The following is an 18,418-nucleotide window of genomic DNA, read 5'->3' as shown; positions in this document are numbered from 1 at the left end:
CATATCATCAGCTTAGGTAAAATCAGTGTTGAGCGTTGCCGGTCGCGGACGGACGTTGTGCGGCAACAGCGTTGCCAGCCAGTGCAGTCCGGCGGTCAGGCCACGGAACAGGCGGCGCAGCGGTGCCGGACCATACTCCGCCAGCCGCAAATAGCCTTTGAAGCCGAGCAGCATAATGTCCGCCAGGCTCTGTACCGGTTTATCCTCCGGAAAACCGTCCTGCCACAGCGCCCAGGTATCGGCGCGCGCAAAGGTGCACTGAATAAATTCGATGTGCTGGCGGGTGGAGAGCTGGTGCAGGCGGATACCCGCGCGGCGGCCAAATACGCGCTGCACCTGGCACGGGAAGCTGAACTCCTGCTGTCCGCGCCGCAGCAGCAGCGAGACGCTTTCGTTCTCGCGCAGTGCATCCGGCTCGCGCAGTTCGACGCCCACGCCGCCGTCAGAGTAGTCGCGCAGCGTGCACGGCAGCATATGACCATCGGCGCGTGCCAGCGCCGCCGGCATGGCGATCTCCACGCGGTGCGCTTCACGGATTTGACGCGCTTCCACCGACACCGCCACCGCGCCGCCGAGAATAATCATGTTGTAAACCACCCACACCAGACTGACCCAGATGGTGAGCAGCTCATTGGCCGGGCCGTGCGCCATGCGCCAGAAGCCCATGCCGATACCGGCAATGTTCAGCAGCACCAGCAGCATATAGGGTTTGGTGATCACCCAGTCGAGATGGCGCTCTTCTACCAGGCCCCCTTTGGCGGTCACGTTGAATTTGCCTTTGTGCGGATTAAACAGCGCGACGGTGGTGGGGCGGGCGATGTACCAGGCGAGCACGGTTTCATACACCTCGCTCCAGAACGAGTGGCGCCAGCGCCCCTGGATGCGCGAGTTGGTCAGGCTGGTATGCACCATGTGCGGCAGCACGTAGATGGCGATGGCCAGCGCGGGCGCATAGATGATGTAGGCATGGCACAGCAGGAACGCCAGCGGCGCCAGCAGAAAGATCAGCCGGGGGATACCGGCAAGAAAGTGCAGCATGGCATTGGCGTAACACAGCCGCTGTACCAGCTTCAGCCCTTTGCCAAACAGCGGATTATCGAGACGGAAGATCTGCACCATACCGCGCGCCCAGCGGATGCGCTGGCCAATATGCGCTGACAGACTTTCGGTCGCCAGCCCGGCGGCCTGTGGAATGCGGATGTAGGCTGAGGTGTATCCGCGGCGGTGCAGTCGCAGCGAGGTGTGCGCATCTTCGGTAACGGTCTCTACCGCGATGCCGCCAATCTCATCCAGCGCGCTGCGGCGCAGCACTGCGCAGGAGCCGCAGAAAAAGGCGGCATCCCAGGTGTCGTTACCATCCTGCACCAGACCGTAAAACAGCGAGCCTTCATTCGGCGTCTGGCGGAAACGGCCGAGGTTGCGCTCAAACGGGTCTGGCGAGAAGAAGTGGTGCGGCGTCTGCAGCATGCCCAGCCGGTGATCTTTCAGGAACCAGCCCATGGTGAGCTGCAGGAACGAGCGCGTCGGCACGTGGTCGCAGTCAAAAATCGCCACGTATTCGCTGCGGCAGGTGGTTTTCAGCGCATGGTTGATGTTGCCGGCCTTGGCGTGTTCGTGGCTGGGCCGCACCACGTAATTGACGCCCACGCTGGCGGCAAACTCGCGGAACTCCTCGCGCGTGCCGTCATCAAGGATATAGATGTTGAGTTTATCCTGCGGCCAGTCGATGCCTAGCGCAGCATAGATGGTGGGTTTGACCACGCTGAGCGGCTCGTTGTAGGTCGGCACCAGAATATCGACGCTGGGCCAGCTGGCGATCTCCGGCGGCATGGAGACCGGCTGGCGGTTGAGCGGCCACAGCGTCTGGAAATAGCCCAGCACCAGTACTGTCCACGCATAGGTTTCCGCGCCAATCAGCAGCAGGCCAAACGTCAGGCTGAGCGGATCGTCCCAGTTAAGGGTTTCCGTATAGCGCCACCACAGATAGCGGCAGGAGATGGTGAGCGACAGCACAATCAGCATGATGGTCACCAGCCGGCCCGGCATACGGCGCACCAGCATGGCCAGCGCCCACAGCAGCAGCACAAATACAAACTGCGTAGTAATATCAAACGGCTGCGAGATGCACAGCAGCGCCAGCAGGCTGGCGGCGATCGCCACCACGATGAACAGCAGCTGACGCACGCGCCGTGGCAGGCGCTGCAGCCAGCGTTCGCTGCGCTGCGGCATGCCGCTGTGCTCCAGCCGCGCCGGCAGCTGCGCCAGCCATTGATACAGCTGCTGGCGCCAGCGGAACAGCGAGCCAAAGGCGTTAAAACGTTTACGCTCGCTGCGCGCGCTGCCGTCCAGCGGCAGCATGATAAGCAGCCACAGGCTCTGAAGTGCATAGCGCACAATATCGAGCGGACGCGGGCGCAGCGGAGAGATATGCGGGAAGTAGCGCTGACGCTGCTGCAGCACGCGCCGCCACGCCGGCGTTTCCAGCCGCAGCAATGACCAGGCGAGCACGCACCACAGCAGATGCAGCGCGACCGTTAACTGCCCGGCGCCGTGCTGACGCGCCTGGTGCGCGCGCTGCTGCAATGCCTGCGAGGCCTGCGGCACCAGCAGCCAGCGCAGCGCATTCATGCGCCACCTCCGGCGACATGCAGCAGCAGCCAGTTGGCCAGGGTATTGATCTCTTCGCTGGCCAGCGCATGCGGACGCCAGGCGCCCACCGGCTGTTTCATCATCAGCGCTTCCGCCAGCGCTTCATCGCGATGAATCACCTGTGGAATCAGGTTCTTAAGCGAGCGCAGCCACAACTGATGCAGATCCTGCTGCAGCTGGCTGTTGGCGTTGAACTGGTTAATCAGAAACAGCGTCTGCGGCGAAAAGTGCGCGCGGTGCAGGCGCAGCTGGCAGTTGGCATCCAGCGTTAACAGCTGAAGCAGCCGATCGGCGGCCGGAATGAACGCCTGCTGCCACGGCAGCAGATCCGCCGGAAGGTCGAAAATAATCCACTGATAGCGCTGTTTCAGGGCCGGCAAAGCCTTAAGCAGCGGTTGTGCAATTTCCGCTGTCGCTGCGTTTAAGGATAAGGTCTGCTGATGCGTGAGCGTGCCAGACGGCAGGAAATCCAGCCCCGGCTGATAGCGCAGCGCGCTGTGCTGCCACGGCTGGTTATCCAGCTGCGCACGCAGCCAGCCGTGCGGCGTGTCGAGCGGCAGATTAAAGTGGGCCGCCAGTTGGTTGGCTGGCGAAAGGTCGATAAGCAGCACCGACTGCTGCAGCGCGTTTAGCGCCCAGCCTAGCGCGGCACTGAGTGCCGTCGCGCCGCACCCGCCGCGCAGCCCCTGTAAGGCGAGAACCGGCATTAGCGTGGTGACTCCGGTCCCTGCGTGCATTCCTGCAACAACGGCCAGCGCGACAGCAATTGTTGCAGACGCGCTTCACGGGCAATATCAATATAGCGAAACGCCTTCAGTGAAAAGGCGTCACTCAGGGCGTTAATATCATCCTGATCTTCGCTGCCGACAGCGATCAGTGAAAAAGCATTTTCAGTTTTCATTACTTTTTTGCCACCAAAGAAACGACAACGGATAAAGAGGGGTGATATTTTTCTTGTCGCGTATAAAACCGCAGCCAGCGATTTCTGGCCCGGCAAAGTTCAAACAGTCTGGCGCGTGCGCAGCTTTTTTTATTTCAGCAGTTCCAATCGTTGCCGTCTATATTAAACTAGCCTGGATTGTACAGATCGCGACGCTAATATGAAAAATCTTTATACGCTTGGCCTGCAGCAGGTACAACAGGAATTAATCGCCCTGCAGTCGCCGGGATTTTACTGGATAACCTGCCAGCGGCCCGAAGACGCACGAACGCTGTTACGTCAGGTGGTTAGCCAGCAAAAGGCGGCCACGCTGGTGAGCGCGGATGAACCCCCGCAGGCGCTGTTAACGCCCGATCCGCCCGGCGGTCCGGCGCGTATTCCCTTATTTTCGCTGCCTGCCAATAAAGCCAGCCTGCAACATCTGGCCAGCGATATGGCGCGCGTAATGAATAAACGTAGCGGTCTGGTCATGTTTTATAGTCAGGCGGCGCTGTGGAACAAATTATCCCCGAATGAACTAACCGTGTGGATAAAAGGCTTGCGCCGGGTTCTGTTAAAAAAACAAATGACGCTGCTAATGATCACCTGCGGAACCGCAATTATTCCCCTGCGAAATCATCTGCAGCGTTATTTTCGTCAGCTTGATGGTGTCGCTCATTTAGAATTTCAGCAGGATAGCTGGCAATATCGAATTAACTGGTGGTATTCCGCCGATAAATTGCTGGCCGACCGCGCTATCCGCCTGAACTGTATTGATAATCAGTTTATTGCGCAGGCTGAAGCTGCCGCGTCGCAGCCGCTGAGCCTCAATGATGAAAACCAGTTTCTGGCCCAGCAGGATGTGCTGGAAGGGGCGCCGCCGCTTTCCGCGCAGTGGCAACTGTTCAGCGATAACGAGAGCGTGTATGCGCGCGCGCAGCAGGCTAACGCCGCCACGGTCATCTTTAGCCTGGCCCATAATCAGGATGTACCGACTCTGGCGAGCATGGTCCATGGTTTGCGGCGATCGCGCGGCAACGCGCTGAAAATCGTGGTGCGGGAACTTGGTACCAGCCTGCGCTACAGCGATGAACGTTTGCTGCTGGCGTGCGGCGTTAACAGCATTGTCCCGACGGCGGCGCCGCTGTCGCGCTTGCTGACTGCACTGGAAGGCGTGCAGGGCCAGCAGTTTACCCGCCACGTGCCGGCCGATCTGCCGGCGCTGGTGCAGGCGCTACAGCCGCTGCAGCAGAAAGGCTATTTGCCGCTGGAGCGTTTCTGTGCGGCGGTACAGCAGTTGATGAACAATACGCTGCTGCCGGAAAACGACAAAGGGCTGATGGTGGCGCTGCGCCCGGTGCCGCAGTTGTCGCCGCCGCAGGTGCTGACGCTGTGTAAACCGCGTCGTTTTGGCGACCTGGTGACGCTGGTCGACGATCGGCTCTATTTATTCCTTTCTTCCTGCCGCTTTAACGACCTGGACATTGCCCTGAAATCGATATTTTCCCTGCCGCACGACGAGCTGTTCAGCAACCGCATGGTGTGGTTTGCCGACAATCAGATTTTGTCGGAGGTGAATAAAGTGCGGCAGCTGACGCCGGTGTCGCAGTTCGAACCGCTCACGGTACCGGCCGCTGCGCAACCTGCCGCGCCGGCAGCGGCCGCGCCGCGCGGCCCTCAGACGCCGCAGCCGATCATCATCGACCTCGGGGAACCGCACGTATGACGCTGATGGATGGTGTGCAGGTGGCGATCCTGCTGTTACTGATTTTGCTGTTCCTGAAATCGCTGTGGCGACGCTGGCTGCCGCAGCGCAGCACCAGCCTGCTGATGCGCCTGTTACCTGCCCGCGCCCTCAAATCGGAAGGGCAGTGGCAACGCCAATCGACCAAAACGGATAAACATGGATAACACACCTTCGACGCTGCACGCGGCGCGCTGGCGCGGCCTCGGCGGCTGGAACTTTTACTTTCTGATCAAATTTGGTCTGTTGTGGTACGGCTATCTCAACTTCCATGCACTGAGTAATCTGGTGTTTCTGGCGTGGCTGCTGTTTCCGCTGCCATCAGCGCGGCTGCATCGTCTGCGCCAGTGGGTTTCGCTGCCGATTGGCTTCGCGCTGTTCTGGCACGATACCTGGCTACCGGGTCTGAACTCGCTGCTCAGCCAGGGCAGCCAGGTGGCGGGATTCTCGCCGGCCTATCTGCTGGATTTGCTGCAGCGCTTTATTAACTGGGAGATGATCGGCGCGGCCTTTGTGCTGCTGGTGATTTACCTGTTCGTGGCGCAGTGGATTCGCGTCACCGTGCTGGTGTCACTGGCGCTGATCTGGCTGAACGTGCTGACGCTCGCCGGCCCGGCGGTCAGCCTGCTGCCCAGCAAAGCCGCCGCACCGCCGGTGGCGCTGAATGACAAACCGGCCGCCAGCCCGGCCGCGGCGGGACTCGATCAAAGCGCGCCGCCCACCAGCGCCAACCTCACCGCGTGGCTGAATCGCTTTTACGACAGCGAACGCCAGCGCGTCACGCACTTCCCGGATGCGCTGCCCGCCGATTCGCAGCCGTTCGATATTCTGGTGATCAACATCTGTTCGCTGGCGTGGTCGGACATTGATGTGGCGCAGCTGCGTGACCATCCTCTGTGGAAGCACTTTGATATCGTGCTGAACAACTATAACTCCGCCACCGGCTACAGCGGCCCGGCCGGTATTCGCCTGCTGCGCGCCAGCTGCGGCCAGACCTCACACAGTAACCTGTATAAAGCCACCGACCAGCGCTGCTATCTGTTTGATAATCTGGCGAAGCTTGGCTTTAAGCAGCAGCTGATGATGGACCATACCGGCGTGTTCGGTAACTACCTGAAAGAGCTGCGCGAGGACGGCAACATGCAGGCGCCGCTGATGTCGCAGGCCGGGATTGCGCCAGAGCTGACGTCTTTTGATGGTTCGCCGGTGTACAACGACGGACAGCTGATGCAGCGCTGGCTTGATGACCGCAGCAAAAGCAGCGATGCGCGCAGCGCCACCTTCTACAACCTGATTCCGCTGCACGACGGTACGCGCGAGCTGGGCAGCACCCGCACCGCCGAGTGGCAGCCGCGCGCACGGGTGCTGTTCGACCAGCTCGATAGCTTCCTGACCAATCTGGAGAAGTCGGGACGCCGGGTGATGGTACTGGTGGTGCCGGAGCACGGTGCGGCACTGCAGGGGGATAAAATGCAGATGTCCGGGCTGCGCGACATTCCGAGCCCGGGCATCACCCACGTGCCGGTTGGCATTAAATTTGTGGGCATGAAAGCGCCGCATCAGGGCCAGCCGCTGACCATCGATACGCCTGTCAGCCTGCTGGCGATTTCCGAGCTGGTGTCGCGGGTGGTGGACGGTCAGGTGTTTAACGCACCGAATGTCAACATGTCGGTGCTGGCGGATAACCTGCCGCAGACGCCAGTGGTGTCGGAAAATGATAACGCCGTCGTGATGATGTATCAGGGCAAACCGTGGATTCGCCTTAACGGCGGCGACTGGGTAGCCTATCCGCAGTAAAACCTGAGCGGCAAACGGTGCGGGCTGGCGCGCACCGTTTTGTCTCTGCGCCGCTAATGGCTGACAAAATGCTGAAACAGCGCGCAAAGCGGGGCAGTTGCGTGATTTTCGCCTTTATCCCGGCGCAAAAAAATGCTGACCTGGGATATACTTGCTGCGCATTCCGGCAACTGTCACGGCCCCCGGCGGCCAGGAGAGGTTTTGTTGCGCGTCAGTCGTTCGTTAACGATAAAGCAGATGGCCACCGTGTCCGCCGTGGCGCTGGTCACCATCTGTATTTTTATCGTCATCCAGTTATTCCATTTTGTGCAGCAGCGCAGGGTGGATTACGCCCAGCAGATGGAGAACGTCGCGCATACCGTGCGCCAGCCGCTGTCCGAAGCGGTGCTCAAAGCCGATATCCCGCAGGCCGAACGCATTCTGAATACCCTTAAGCCGGCGGGCATTCTGTCGCGCGCCGATGTGGTGCTGCCGAACGCCTTCCAGGCGCTGCACGCCGACTTCGCGCCGGAGAAACCGGTGCCGCGCTTTGTCGCCCGGCTGTTCGAACTGCCGGTGCAGATTACGCTGCCGCTCTATTCGGTCGAGCGCAGCGGGCTGCCGAAGCCGATTGCCTATCTGGTGCTGCAGGCTGATTCGTCGCGCGTTTATCAGTTCCTGCTCAGCACGCTGTCCACCATGATCACTACCTATCTGCTGCTGGCGCTGATTCTGTCCGTGGCGATCAGCTGGTGTATCAACCGGCTGATCGTGCATCCGCTGCGTAATATTTCGCGTGAGCTGCAGGAGCTGCCGCCGCCCGCCATTCTCACTCATAAGCTGGCGCTGCCGCACAATCATCGCGACGATGAGATCGGCATGCTGATTCGCAGCTACAACCGCAACCAGCAGGTGCTGGAGTCGATTCACGATGAGATGAGCCGGCTGACCACCCATTTCGCGGTGACCGATTTGCCCAACCGCGCGCTGTTTCTGGCGCTGCTTGATCAGCACATCCGTCATCGCCACAGCCAGCAGCCGTGGGGGCTGATGGTGATCCGTATCGAAACCCTGCAGGAAGCCAATGGCGTCCTGAGCGATGAGCAGCGCGATACGCTGATGCTGACGCTGGTGGAAAAAATCCGCAGCACCATTGATGACCATACGCTGCTGGCACAGACCGGACCGAGCGACTTTGCGCTATTGATGAAGCGTGCGCACAACCCGTTTCGCGCCATGCGGCTGGCGCGCAACCTGATGCTACGCATCAATCAGCCGGTGAACCTGTATCAGCTGCAGCTGCGCCCCAACGCCAGCATTGGCCTGGCGCTGCATGATGACAACACCGTGTCCGCTGGCGAACAGCTGGCGCGTGCCACGTCGGCGATGATGTCGGCGCGCCATCAGGGTAAAAACCAGATTCTGTTCTTTGACCCGGCGCTGACCGAGCGGGCGCAGAAGCGCTTAACCCAAGAGCACGACATCCTGCAGGGTCTGCAGGATGGCCAGTTTGCGCTCTATCTGCAGCCGCAAATCAATATGGCCACCGGCGAGCTGGCCGGCGCAGAAGCGCTGCTGCGCATGCGAATGCCGGACGGCAGCTATGGTTTATCCGAAGAGTTCATCGCCAGCGCCGAAGAGATTGGCGTCATCTCCGCGCTCGGCCGCTGGGTATTTGAAGAGGCGTGCCGCATTATCGCTGGCTGGCAGCGCCACGGCATCAATCTGCCGCTCAGCGTGAATATCTCCGCAGTACAGCTGCGCGATGCCAGCGTGGTGAGCCATCTGCAGGGGCTGCTGGAGCGCCACCGCATTGCGCCGGGTAACTTCGTGCTGGAGATCACCGAAACCGCGCAGATTGGCGATGCTGAACAGGCGATGGCGCTGCTGCGCTCGCTGCAGCAAACCGGGGTGGCGGTCGCGCTGGATGATTTCGGCATGGGCTACTCCAACCTCAACTACCTGCATCAGTTCAAAGCGCTGCCGGTCAATAAGCTGAAAATGGATCGCAGTTTTGTCGCCGCGCTGCCGGATGATGACACCATGGTGCGCATCGTGGCGGCAATTGCCGATATCATTCACCTCGACGTGATTGCCGAAGGCGTCGAAACCGCCGAGCAGCGCGACTGGCTGCTGGCGCGCGGAATTACTATAGGACAGGGCTATTTATATGCTGAAGCCCTGCCGTTATCGGTGTTTAACCAGCGCTGGCTGGCCAGCTCGTCACCGTCTGAATAATCACCTTATTTATTGATTTTCCTTGCAGAATTGCACCGTTATGGGGTGCTGAAGCGTTTCAGTTCATAGTTAGAGTTTTGTAACTTTTGTAAGGAATGTAAGGGTATACTAATCCTGTTAACAGAGTGTTATTTTCCTCGCCATCGGTAAGGTCATACGCTTCCAGGCGGCTTGCCGCATGCGTTTCTCCATAACAATGGCGGTGAATGCCGTCTATACCTGGACACCTGTTATGAAACTGTTCAAAAGCCTCTACTTTCAGGTGCTGGTTGCCATCGGCATCGGCGTCCTGTTAGGCCACTACTACCCTGAGTTAGGCGCGCAAATGAAGCCGCTTGGCGATGGCTTCGTTAAGCTGATCAAGATGATCATCGCCCCCGTGATTTTCTGTACGGTGGTGACCGGTATTGCCGGCATGGAGAGCATGAAAGCAGTTGGACGGACCGGCGCAGTAGCGCTGCTCTATTTCGAAATTGTCAGCACCATCGCGCTGATTATCGGTCTGGTGGTGGTCAACGTGATCCAGCCGGGCGCGGGGATGAACGTCGATCCGGCGACGCTGGATGCCAAAGCGGTTGCGGTCTACGCGCAGCAGGCTGAGCAGCAGGGCGTGATTGCCTTCCTGCTGGACGTGATCCCGAACAGCGTGGTCGGTGCCTTCGCCAGCGGTAACATCCTGCAGGTGCTGCTGTTCGCTATCCTGTTTGGCTTTGCGCTGCATCGCCTCGGTAACGCCGGCACCGTGATGTTCAACGTCATCGAGAGCTTCTCGAAGGTGATTTTTGGCGTGATCAACATGATCATGCGTCTGGCGCCGATTGGTGCGTTCGGCGCCATGGCGTTCACCATCGGTAAATATGGCGTCGGATCGCTGGTGCAGCTCGGTCAGCTGATTATCTGCTTCTACATCACCTGCGTACTGTTCGTGGTGATTGTGCTGGGGATTATTGCCCGCTGGGCCGGCTTCAACATCTTTAAGTTTGTTGCCTACATCAAAGAAGAGCTGCTGATTGTACTGGGTACATCTTCTTCCGAGTCGGCGCTGCCGCGCATGCTGGATAAGATGGAGAAGCTGGGCTGTAAGAAATCGGTGGTCGGGCTGGTGATTCCAACTGGCTACTCGTTCAACCTCGATGGCACGTCGATTTACCTGACCATGGCGGCGGTGTTTATCGCTCAGGCGACCAACGCCCACATGGATGTCTTCCACCAGATCACGCTGTTAGTGGTGCTGCTGCTCTCCTCCAAAGGCGCGGCAGGGGTGACCGGCAGTGGCTTTATCGTGCTGGCGGCTACGCTGTCGGCGGTGGGACATCTGCCGGTGGCCGGTCTGGCGCTGATTCTCGGCATTGACCGCTTCATGTCGGAAGCCCGTGCGCTCACCAACCTGGTGGGTAACGGTGTGGCGACTGTGGTGGTGGCGAAGTGGGTCGGCCAGTTGGATGAAGCGCAGATGAAAGCGACGCTTTCTTCAGCGAAAAAGGTCAATAACGCTTCACAGACCAGCGCGTAATCCTCTATTTGCGTTAATTTGCCGTGAAATGCCCGCTGTCGCTTGCCCTGACAGCGGGCATTTGCATAATAACCCCATTGATTTTTTTCCCGATTTTTTTCCTCGTCGCGCGACATCCTGGCCTTCCTGTGGTCAAAGAGTCTGTCGTTGAATAAACGTGGCGGCAGCCTGCCGCCGTGGTTCGCTGAAAAGCGGCCGCCTATGGCGCGCACGAGCGTTTATCTGTTTGAGTAGGGGTTCACATGCAGGGCACCAGAATTCGGCTTTTGGTTGGCGGATGGCTGCTTGCGGCATCTGGCTTCGGCGTCCACGCCGAAACACTTCAGCCTGATCCCGCCTGGCAGGAAGGCAAACTGGACAATGGTTTCAGCTGGCAGCTGCTGACCACACCACAACGTCCGAGCGATCGCATCGAGCTGCGCCTGATAGTTAATACCGGTTCGCTGGTGGAAAGCGCCCAGCAAACCGGGTTCAGCCATCTTTTACCGCGTCTGGCGATGGTACATAACACCGCGCTGGATACCAATCAGCAGCGCGCACTGTGGCAACAGGCGATGGATCCACAGCGACCGCTGCCGCCGGCCATCTCGTCTTATGATTTCACCCAATACAATCTCAGCCTGCCGAACAACCGGCCGGAGCTGCTGAAAGAGGCGCTCAGCTGGCTGGCGGCCACCGCCGGTAAAATGACCATCAATGAGCAGGTGGTGTCGACCGCGCTGACCGCCACCGATCCCATCGCGACCTGGCCGCCCAATACGCAGGATGTGTGGTGGCGCTATCGTCTGAAAGGGTCGACCATGCTGGCGCATGATCCGGGCGAACAGCCGCGCGCGCCGGTGGATATCGCGCAGCTTAATGCCTTTTACCAGCAGTGGTACACGCCGGACGGCATGACGCTGTACGTGGTGGGCAACGTGGATAGCCGCAGCATGGCGGAGCAGATCAACAAAGCGTTCTCGCCACTGCAAGGCAAACGGGTGGCGCCCGCGGCGCTGCCCACGCTGTCGCCGCTGCCGCATCAGCCAATCAACCTGGTTAACGGCGGCATGATGCAGGATCGCCTGTCGCTGGTGTGGGATACGCCATGGCAGCCGATCCGCGACTCGCAGAATCTGCAGCGCTACTGGCAGAGCGATCTGGCGCGCGAAGCGCTGTTCTGGCACGTCCAGCGCGCGCTGGCCGACAGCAAAGCGCAAAGCGTGCAGGTTGGCTTCGACTGTCGCGTGCTGTATCAGCGTGCGCAGTGCGCCATTAACATGGATTCGCCTAACGCGTCGCTGGCGCAGAACCTGAACCAGGTGGCGCGTGAGCTGGCCACCGTGCGTGACAAAGGTCTGCCGCAGGAGGAGTTTGATGCGCTGATGGCGCAAAAGCTGCTGGAACTGAACAAACTGTTTGCCACCTACGCGCGCACCGACACCGATATTCTGATGGGGCAACGTCTGCGCTCGCAGCAGAATTCCGTGGTGGATATCGCGCCGGAGCAGTACCAGAAACTGCGTCAGGCGTTTCTCAGCGAGTTAACGCGCGACCAGCTCAACCAGGAGTTGCGTCAGCAGTTAACGCAGGAGCTCACCATGGTGCTGATTCAGCCGCAGGGTGAGCCCGAAACCAACGTCAGGATGCTGCAGGACAGCTGGGACAAGGTGATGAAGGTTCCGGATGCGCCTGCCGCCGCCGCTACCCCGGACGAGGCTAAACCCGAAAATAATGGCAGCGCGAGCGCGACCGATGCGGCTCAACCCTCGTCATGACAAAGGGCACATGAATCCCCGCAATAAGGTGCGCTGCAGCAAGGCGGCACGGCTGTTCATCCTCAGGAGCTTACGTAAGCGACCGGGATGAACGCGCGCCGCCAGCGCCGCTGCGGTTCAACGTAGCAGGGGCATCAGGTCTTTGCGCGCAGCCATTCGGTCACCAGCATCGGCCAGCTGGCCAGCGGCAGATCCGCCACGCCACGAATCCCAAAGCCGTGGCCGCCTTTCTGATAAAAGTGAATTTCCGCCGGCACCTTGTGCTCCCGCAGGGCACTAAAAAACACCATGCTGTTATTAACGGAAACCGTCTCATCGTCAGCGGCGTGGATCAGCAGCGTCGGCGGCGTCTGGCCGTGCACGCGCGTCTCCAGCGAATAAGCCTCAATGCTTTTCTGATCCGGCCACGCGCCCAGCAGGCGGGTGCGTGAACTTTCATGCGCCAGACCGTCGCGCATGCTGATGACCGGATAGAGCAGTACCATCGCATCAGGCCGCGGTGACAGGCTGTCGGCCTGATCCTGCAGCGGATAGATTTTTTCGCCAAAGCGGGTGCCGAGGCTGGCGGCCACGTGCCCGCCGGCGGAAAAGCCCATCATCACGATGTACTTTCCGTTCAGGCCGCGCTGTGAGCGCTCGCGCAGCACGCGCACCGCACGCTGGGCATCGGCCAGCGGCGCATCCGGCCCTTCATGATGGCCGTCGTACGGCAGGCGATAGGTCATTACCGCCAGCGTGTAGCCCATCGAGGTGAAAAAGGTGGCGAGGGCGCTGCCTTCGCGGTCGATCAGTACGCGCTGATACCCGCCGCCCGGTGCCACCAGCAGGGTGATACCGTTTGAGGTTTCCGGATGCCAGATCGCCATCTCCGGGCAGCGCACACCGGTGGCGGCGCGGTCGTAAGGTTCGAACTCTCTGGCCAAATCGACGATCTGCGGCTGAGCGCGCGAGTCACTCGCGCCTGGCGCGTCGCCGTGCGGCCAGATATTGATAATTTCTGTGTGCATAAATCTGTCCTGAGCGAGTCATGTTGTCGTTATTGTGTTCGCGGTCGACCTGATAGCTTCCTGCTGTGGTTGATTAAAACATGGTCTTTTTTCGCGCGATCGTCCAGCCGAAAACCGCCGGCGTCGCCAGTTTCGGACTATGCCTGGCGGTCGGGTTTATCGTCGTAATGCATTGAATTTAAATCAGTCTGATTAGCGGCATTTAAGTGGTGAGCGTCAGGCAGAGAGGCGGCTGGATGGCGTGCGTCATTAGTAAAAATTGCCCGGTGAATCTGCGTCATTAAGCCAAATTTTCGCGGTGATATTTTTCAGCGTAATAATCAATTTGCCGTCAGGGCAGAGGGGAAATTGTCGCGACGCGTAGCAGGCAGCGCGGCGCGACACTCGTGTGCGGTATTAAACGGTTTTTGGCATCGCGCTGTGCGGAATAATCGCGCCGCGATGCTGGATCACCGTACTGGCGGTGAGATGGCCGCGCGCTGCGGCCTGCTCCACGCTGCCACCCGCGAGGCGCACCGCCAGATAACCAGCGCTGAAGGAGTCACCTGCGGCGGTGGTATCGACAATCTGCGCCGGAGCCAGTTTGATGGCCGCAATGTCCCGCAGCGGCTCGTCGCCGCGCGCCACCAGGCAGGAGTCAGCACCACGTTTGATCACAATCTCCTGCACGCCGGCGGCGCGCGTGCGCGCAATCACGTCCGCCAGCGGCTGTTCGCCCCACAGCAGGTGTTCATCATCCAGCGTCAGAAAGGCGATATCGGTGTGGCGTAGCATCGCCGCATAAGCCTGCTGCGCACTGGCGCTATCCGCCCACAGACGCGGCCGGTAGTTGTTGTCAAAAATCACGGTGCCACCGTTTTGCCGGCAGGCACTGAGCAGCGCCATCAGCTTTTCGCGGCTGGCCTGAGGCAGGATCGCCAGGCTGATGCCGCTCAGGTAGAGATAGTCGTAATGCGCCAGCTGCTGACAGATGGCCCCGGCCTGCGGGCTATCCAGCCAGAAGCGCGCGGCTGCATCGCTGCGCCAGTACCAAAAGGTGCGCTCGCCGTGGGCATCGGTTTCGATGAAGTAAAGCCCGGGCATTTTGTCCGGCAGGCGCTGCACCAGCTGCGTGTGCACCTGCTCCTGCTGCCAGGCCGCGATCATCTGGTCGCTGAAGCTGTCGGTGCCAAGCGCGGTGACATACTCCACACGCAGCTGGCTGGGATCGCTCTGCCGTGCCAGATAGACTGCGGTATTCAGCGTATCGCCGCCAAAGCCGCGTTTGATGTTCTCACCTTTTTCGGACAGCTCAATCATGCATTCGCCAATAATGGCGATGGTTTTCTGCGTCATGGTGTTTGGCCTGTAGTGAATGCTGCGCTCTAGTCTCGCGTCTGGTATGGCAGTCGTCAATGCTTTTTAAAACGCTGTTTTAATTTGCCTTAAGGCGTAAAACCGCGCTTCTGCACCGATTTAGCGGCCAAACCGGGGGTTGTTTTGCCGATTAAGCCGCAGACACGCTGCTAGACTCAACAGCTCGTGTGGCTGCGCAGGCCAATAAAGTTATCCAGGGGAGAGCCGATACTTGCCACTGAGATGCTATTTGCAGGCACTCAATACCAACCAGGAAAACACCATGGTGATGAAGAATTTGAGTCATCGGCTGCCTTTTTCTCCCGAACTTGAGCAACAACAGGAAATCCGTCTCTACTGGCAGCAGTGCCAACGGTGCTACACTTTCCAGCCGATTTACCAGGTTTCTGGCCGCTTACTGGCTATTGAACTGCTTACCGCCGTGGTGCATCCCGCCGCACCTGAGCAAAACGTGTCACCCGAAGACTATTTCGAGGCGCTGACCATTGCCCAGCGTCTCGACATCGTCCAGGAGCAGCTTGAACTGTTATTACAGTGGGCTTCCTTCTTCAGCCAGCGCCAGCTGGTGGCCTCCGTCAATATTGATGGGCCCACGTTACTGGCCATTCAGCAGCATGCGCCCGTGCGCGCGCTGATCGTCCAGCTGCCGTGGGTGCGCTTCGAACTGACCGAGCACCACGCGCTGCCGCAGGAAGAGATGGTGGCGCAGATGCCGGAGCTGGGCCCGCTGTGGCTGGATGACTTTGGGTCCGGCATGGCCAACTTCTCCGCGCTGACCGAACTGCGCTACGACTACATCAAGCTTTCGCGCGAGCTGTTTATGCTGCTGCGCGCCAGTGATGAAGGGCGCTCGCTGTTCTCCATGCTGCTGGCGCTGATCAACCGTTACTGTAACGGTGTGATCGTCGAAGGGGTGGAAAACGAGGAGGAGTGGCAGCAGGTACGCAACTCGCCCGCCATGGCCGCACAGGGCTATTATTTTTCACGTCCGCTGCCGTTTAACCAGCTGGAAAACCTGGTACTTGAGCTTCCGTGATTCCGTTCTGCCGCGTCTCGACTATCTTTAAGGAGACGTGGAAGGGCAAGGAGGAGGCAAAATGTCGCGTACAGGAAAAATAATTAGCTGGGTGGTCGGGATTTTATTGTTGCTGGTTGTGGTGGTCGTGGTGATTATCGCCACCTTTGACTGGAACCGCCTGAAGCCAACCATCAACCAGAAAGTCTCGGCAGAACTGAACCGGCCGTTCGCTATTCGCGGCGATCTTGGCGTGGCCTGGGTGCGCAATCGCGAAGAGCCAGGCTGGCGCAGCTGGGTGCCGTGGCCGCAGGTGCACGCTGACGATGTCATGCTCGGTAATCCGCCCAGCGTGCCGGAAGTGACGATGGTGCATTTGCAGCGGGTGGAAGCCACGCTGGCGCCGCTGGCGCTGCTGCACAAAGAGATTTACCTGCCGTGGATTAAGATGCAGCAGCCGGATGCGCGACTGGTGCAGACCGCCGATAAGAGAAATAACTGGACCTTCAACCTCGCCAGCAGCGAAAACAGCGACCCCAACGCGCCGCCTTCGGCATGGTCATTCCGCCTTGATAATATCCTGTTCGATCAGGGACAGCTGCGCTATCGCGACGCCATCAACAAAGCCGATGTCACGGTAAAGATCAATCCGCTGGGCAAACCGGTGCCGTACGCGCAGGTCGCGGGCGGTAACGACCAGCAAAAAGGGGCCGGCGATTTTGTGTTTGGCTGGCAGGCAAGCGGGACCTACAACAACCAGAAACTCGACGGCGACGGTAAGATTGGCGGTATGTTGTCGCTGCGCAGCAAAACCACGCCGTTCCCGTTACAGCTCGACGTACGCAACGGCACCACACGTGTGCGCGTGGATGGCACCCTGCAGGATCCGCTCAATCTCGGCGGGCTGGATGTGCGGCTGCGTTTCTCCGGCGACACGCTGGCAAATCTGTACGGCTTAACCGGCGTGCTGCTGCCGGACACGCCACCGTATGAAACTGACGGCCATCTGATTGCGCGTTTCAACGAAGAGAAAGGGCCGCTGTTCCGCTACGAAAAATTCAACGGTCATATTGGTGACAGCGATATTCACGGTTCGCTCAGCTACCGTCAGGGCAAACCGCGTCCGACGCTGAGCGGCGAGCTGACATCGAACCAGCTGCGTATGGCGGACCTTGGGCCGCTGATTGGGGTTAACTCCGGCAAGGGCAGTGAAAAAACGGCGCAGGCCAAAGCGCAGCGCGGTGAGGCCAGCACTCAGCCGGCGGATCGCGTGTTGCCACATGACAAGTTCGATACCAAAAACTGGGATGTGATGGACGCTGACGTGAAGTTCAGCGGCAAGCGTATCGAGCACAGCAGCAAGCTGCCGCTCAGCGATCTCTATACCCATCTGCAGCTGAAAAATGGCGACCTGCTGCTGGATCCGCTGCGCTTCGGCATGGCCGGCGGCAGCATTAATTCGACCATCCATCTGGAGGGCGATCGCTCACCGATGCGCGGCCGCGCCGACCTGCATGCACGCAAGCTGCAGCTGCGTCAGCTGTTCCCGGATGTCACCGCCATGCAGCGTAGTCTCGGCCAGCTCAACGGGGATGCCAGCCTGACCGGCACCGGCAATTCGGTGGCCGACCTGCTGGGCACCAGCAATGGCGAGCTGAAACTGTTGATGAACGATGGCCTGATCAGCCGCAGCCTGATGGAGATTGCCGGGCTGAACGTCGGTAACTATGTGGTGGGTAAACTGTTTGGCGACGATGAGGTGCGCATCAACTGTGCCGCGACCGACCTGAATATTAGACAGGGACTGGCGACGCCGCGGCTGTTCGTGTTCGATACCGAGAACGCGGTGATTAACGTTACCGGCAACGCTAACTTTGCTAATGAGCGACTGGATCTGTCGATCAATCCGGAGAGCAAGGGCATTCGTATCATTACGCTGCGTTCGCCGCTGTATGTGCGCGGCACCTTCAAAAACCCGGATGCCGGAGTTAAAGCCGGTCCGCTGCTGGCGCGCGGTGCCGCAGCCGTCGCGCTGGGGACCGTGGTCGCGCCGGCGGCCGCACTGCTGGCGCTGATTTCACCAAGCGACACCGATGATAATCAGTGCAGCAACGTGCTCCAGCAGATGAAAAGCAAAAAGTGATCAGTTACGCCACAGCACTTTGATGATGTGGTAGCCAAAAGCGGTTTTCACCGGTCCGTAAGGTTGCAGCAGCGGGCAGGTGAACACCGCTTTATCAAACGCCGGCACCATCTGCCCTTTGCGAAACTCTCCCAGATCGCCCCCGTTACGCCCGGACGGGCAGGTCGAGTGTTTTTTTGCCAGTTGCTGAAAATTCGCGCCTTTTTCCAGCTGCGCCAGCAGCGCTTTCGCCTGAGCTTCCTGTTTCACCAGGATATGTAAAGCCGCCGCGGTTTTCGCCATGATGGTGTTCCCGTTATGT

General features: G+C 59.6%; 14 protein-coding genes. 8 read left to right on the top strand and 6 right to left on the bottom strand.

The features are described from left to right. Positions 1-12 precede the first annotated feature (12 nt). From bcsA to bcsR, 3 genes are read right to left on the bottom strand one after another with little or no spacing between them, the layout of a single operon-like run. Complete coding sequence (gene bcsA / locus E7738_RS13255; RefSeq protein WP_394515699.1) at positions 13-2,628, bottom strand: UDP-forming cellulose synthase catalytic subunit; 2,616 nt, start codon at positions 2,626-2,628, stop codon at positions 13-15. After that, entirely contained in the window at positions 2,625-3,356 is a 732-nt protein-coding gene (gene bcsQ / locus E7738_RS13250) for a cellulose biosynthesis protein BcsQ (RefSeq protein WP_021507006.1), read from the bottom strand. The genes bcsA and bcsQ overlap by 4 nt, the downstream gene beginning before the upstream one ends. After that, positions 3,356-3,550, bottom strand: a complete 195-nt coding sequence (bcsR, locus tag E7738_RS13245; RefSeq protein WP_021507005.1) for a cellulose biosynthesis protein BcsR — start codon at positions 3,548-3,550, stop codon at positions 3,356-3,358. The genes bcsQ and bcsR overlap by 1 nt, the downstream gene beginning before the upstream one ends. Positions 3,551-3,749: 199 nt before the next feature. Here bcsR and bcsE point away from each other — a divergent pair, with 199 nt between their 5' ends. The 6 genes from bcsE (at position 3,750) to E7738_RS13215 (ending at position 12,596) form a co-directional block, all read left to right on the top strand. Further along, positions 3,750-5,294 (top strand): cellulose biosynthesis protein BcsE, encoded by a 1,545-nt coding sequence (bcsE, locus tag E7738_RS13240; RefSeq protein WP_394515698.1) that lies wholly within the window; start codon positions 3,750-3,752, stop codon positions 5,292-5,294. Next, a complete protein-coding gene (gene bcsF / locus E7738_RS13235; RefSeq protein ID WP_010617915.1) occupies positions 5,291-5,479 on the top strand; it encodes a cellulose biosynthesis protein BcsF in 189 nt (62 codons plus the stop codon). Before bcsE ends, bcsF begins: the two co-directional genes overlap by 4 nt. Beyond that, positions 5,472-7,109: a cellulose biosynthesis protein BcsG gene (gene bcsG / locus E7738_RS13230; RefSeq protein ID WP_125309552.1), complete on the top strand. Its 1,638-nt coding sequence runs from the start codon at positions 5,472-5,474 to the stop codon at positions 7,107-7,109. Before bcsF ends, bcsG begins: the two co-directional genes overlap by 8 nt. 204 nt (positions 7,110-7,313) lie before the next feature. Next, the gene (gene hmsP / locus E7738_RS13225; RefSeq protein WP_021507002.1) at positions 7,314-9,326 is read left to right on the top strand and encodes a biofilm formation regulator HmsP; all 2,013 of its coding nucleotides are present in this window, start codon (positions 7,314-7,316) and stop codon (positions 9,324-9,326) included. Between the two features lie 232 nt (positions 9,327-9,558). Then, a complete protein-coding gene (locus E7738_RS13220; protein ID WP_031279619.1) occupies positions 9,559-10,839 on the top strand; it encodes a dicarboxylate/amino acid:cation symporter in 1,281 nt (426 codons plus the stop codon). A gap of 242 nt (positions 10,840-11,081) precedes the next feature. After that, positions 11,082-12,596, top strand: coding sequence for a M16 family metallopeptidase (locus E7738_RS13215; RefSeq protein WP_264249806.1), 1,515 nt, complete (start codon positions 11,082-11,084; stop codon positions 12,594-12,596). A 134-nt stretch (positions 12,597-12,730) separates the two neighbouring features. Here E7738_RS13215 and E7738_RS13210 read toward each other — a convergent pair whose 3' ends face one another. Next, positions 12,731-13,603 carry an alpha/beta hydrolase gene (locus E7738_RS13210; RefSeq protein WP_058771051.1) on the bottom strand — a complete coding sequence of 291 codons (873 nt, stop codon included), beginning with the start codon at positions 13,601-13,603 and terminating at the stop codon, positions 12,731-12,733. Positions 13,604-13,999: 396 nt separating this feature from the next. Beyond that, entirely contained in the window at positions 14,000-14,938 is a 939-nt protein-coding gene (locus E7738_RS13205) for a 2-dehydro-3-deoxygluconokinase (protein WP_394515697.1), read from the bottom strand. A gap of 283 nt (positions 14,939-15,221) precedes the next feature. On the opposite strand from E7738_RS13205, the gene pdeH reads away from it, so the two are divergent. Together pdeH and E7738_RS13195 are read left to right on the top strand one after the other, a co-directional pair. Next, positions 15,222-15,995, top strand: a complete 774-nt coding sequence (gene pdeH, locus E7738_RS13200; RefSeq protein ID WP_394515696.1) for a cyclic-guanylate-specific phosphodiesterase — start codon at positions 15,222-15,224, stop codon at positions 15,993-15,995. A gap of 61 nt (positions 15,996-16,056) precedes the next feature. Beyond that, positions 16,057-18,117: an AsmA family protein gene (locus E7738_RS13195; RefSeq protein WP_394515695.1), complete on the top strand. Its 2,061-nt coding sequence runs from the start codon at positions 16,057-16,059 to the stop codon at positions 18,115-18,117. On the opposite strand, the gene ppiC is transcribed toward E7738_RS13195, so the two are convergent. Beyond that, positions 18,118-18,399, bottom strand: a complete 282-nt coding sequence (gene ppiC, locus E7738_RS13190; RefSeq protein ID WP_058758095.1) for a peptidylprolyl isomerase PpiC — start codon at positions 18,397-18,399, stop codon at positions 18,118-18,120. Between the last annotated feature and the right edge of the window lie 19 nt (positions 18,400-18,418).

The organism is Pantoea sp. SGAir0430, assembly GCF_043549295.1.
This window is presented reverse-complemented; position numbering and strand designations above follow the sequence as displayed.

Coding starts and splice junctions, on each gene's coding strand:
- bcsA (WP_394515699.1), bottom strand. CDS start 2,628: ATGAATGCGCTGCGCTGGCTGCTGGTGCCGCAGGCCTCGCAGGCATTG.
- bcsQ (WP_021507006.1), bottom strand. CDS start 3,356: ATGCCGGTTCTCGCCTTACAGGGGCTGCGCGGCGGGTGCGGCGCGACG.
- bcsR (WP_021507005.1), bottom strand. CDS start 3,550: ATGAAAACTGAAAATGCTTTTTCACTGATCGCTGTCGGCAGCGAAGAT.
- bcsE (WP_394515698.1), top strand. CDS start 3,750: ATGAAAAATCTTTATACGCTTGGCCTGCAGCAGGTACAACAGGAATTA.
- bcsF (WP_010617915.1), top strand. CDS start 5,291: ATGACGCTGATGGATGGTGTGCAGGTGGCGATCCTGCTGTTACTGATT.
- bcsG (WP_125309552.1), top strand. CDS start 5,472: ATGGATAACACACCTTCGACGCTGCACGCGGCGCGCTGGCGCGGCCTC.
- E7738_RS13220 (WP_031279619.1), top strand. CDS start 9,559: ATGAAACTGTTCAAAAGCCTCTACTTTCAGGTGCTGGTTGCCATCGGC.
- E7738_RS13215 (WP_264249806.1), top strand. CDS start 11,082: ATGCAGGGCACCAGAATTCGGCTTTTGGTTGGCGGATGGCTGCTTGCG.
- E7738_RS13210 (WP_058771051.1), bottom strand. CDS start 13,603: ATGCACACAGAAATTATCAATATCTGGCCGCACGGCGACGCGCCAGGC.
- E7738_RS13205 (WP_394515697.1), bottom strand. CDS start 14,938: ATGACGCAGAAAACCATCGCCATTATTGGCGAATGCATGATTGAGCTG.
- pdeH (WP_394515696.1), top strand. CDS start 15,222: ATGGTGATGAAGAATTTGAGTCATCGGCTGCCTTTTTCTCCCGAACTT.
- E7738_RS13195 (WP_394515695.1), top strand. CDS start 16,057: ATGTCGCGTACAGGAAAAATAATTAGCTGGGTGGTCGGGATTTTATTG.
- ppiC (WP_058758095.1), bottom strand. CDS start 18,399: ATGGCGAAAACCGCGGCGGCTTTACATATCCTGGTGAAACAGGAAGCT.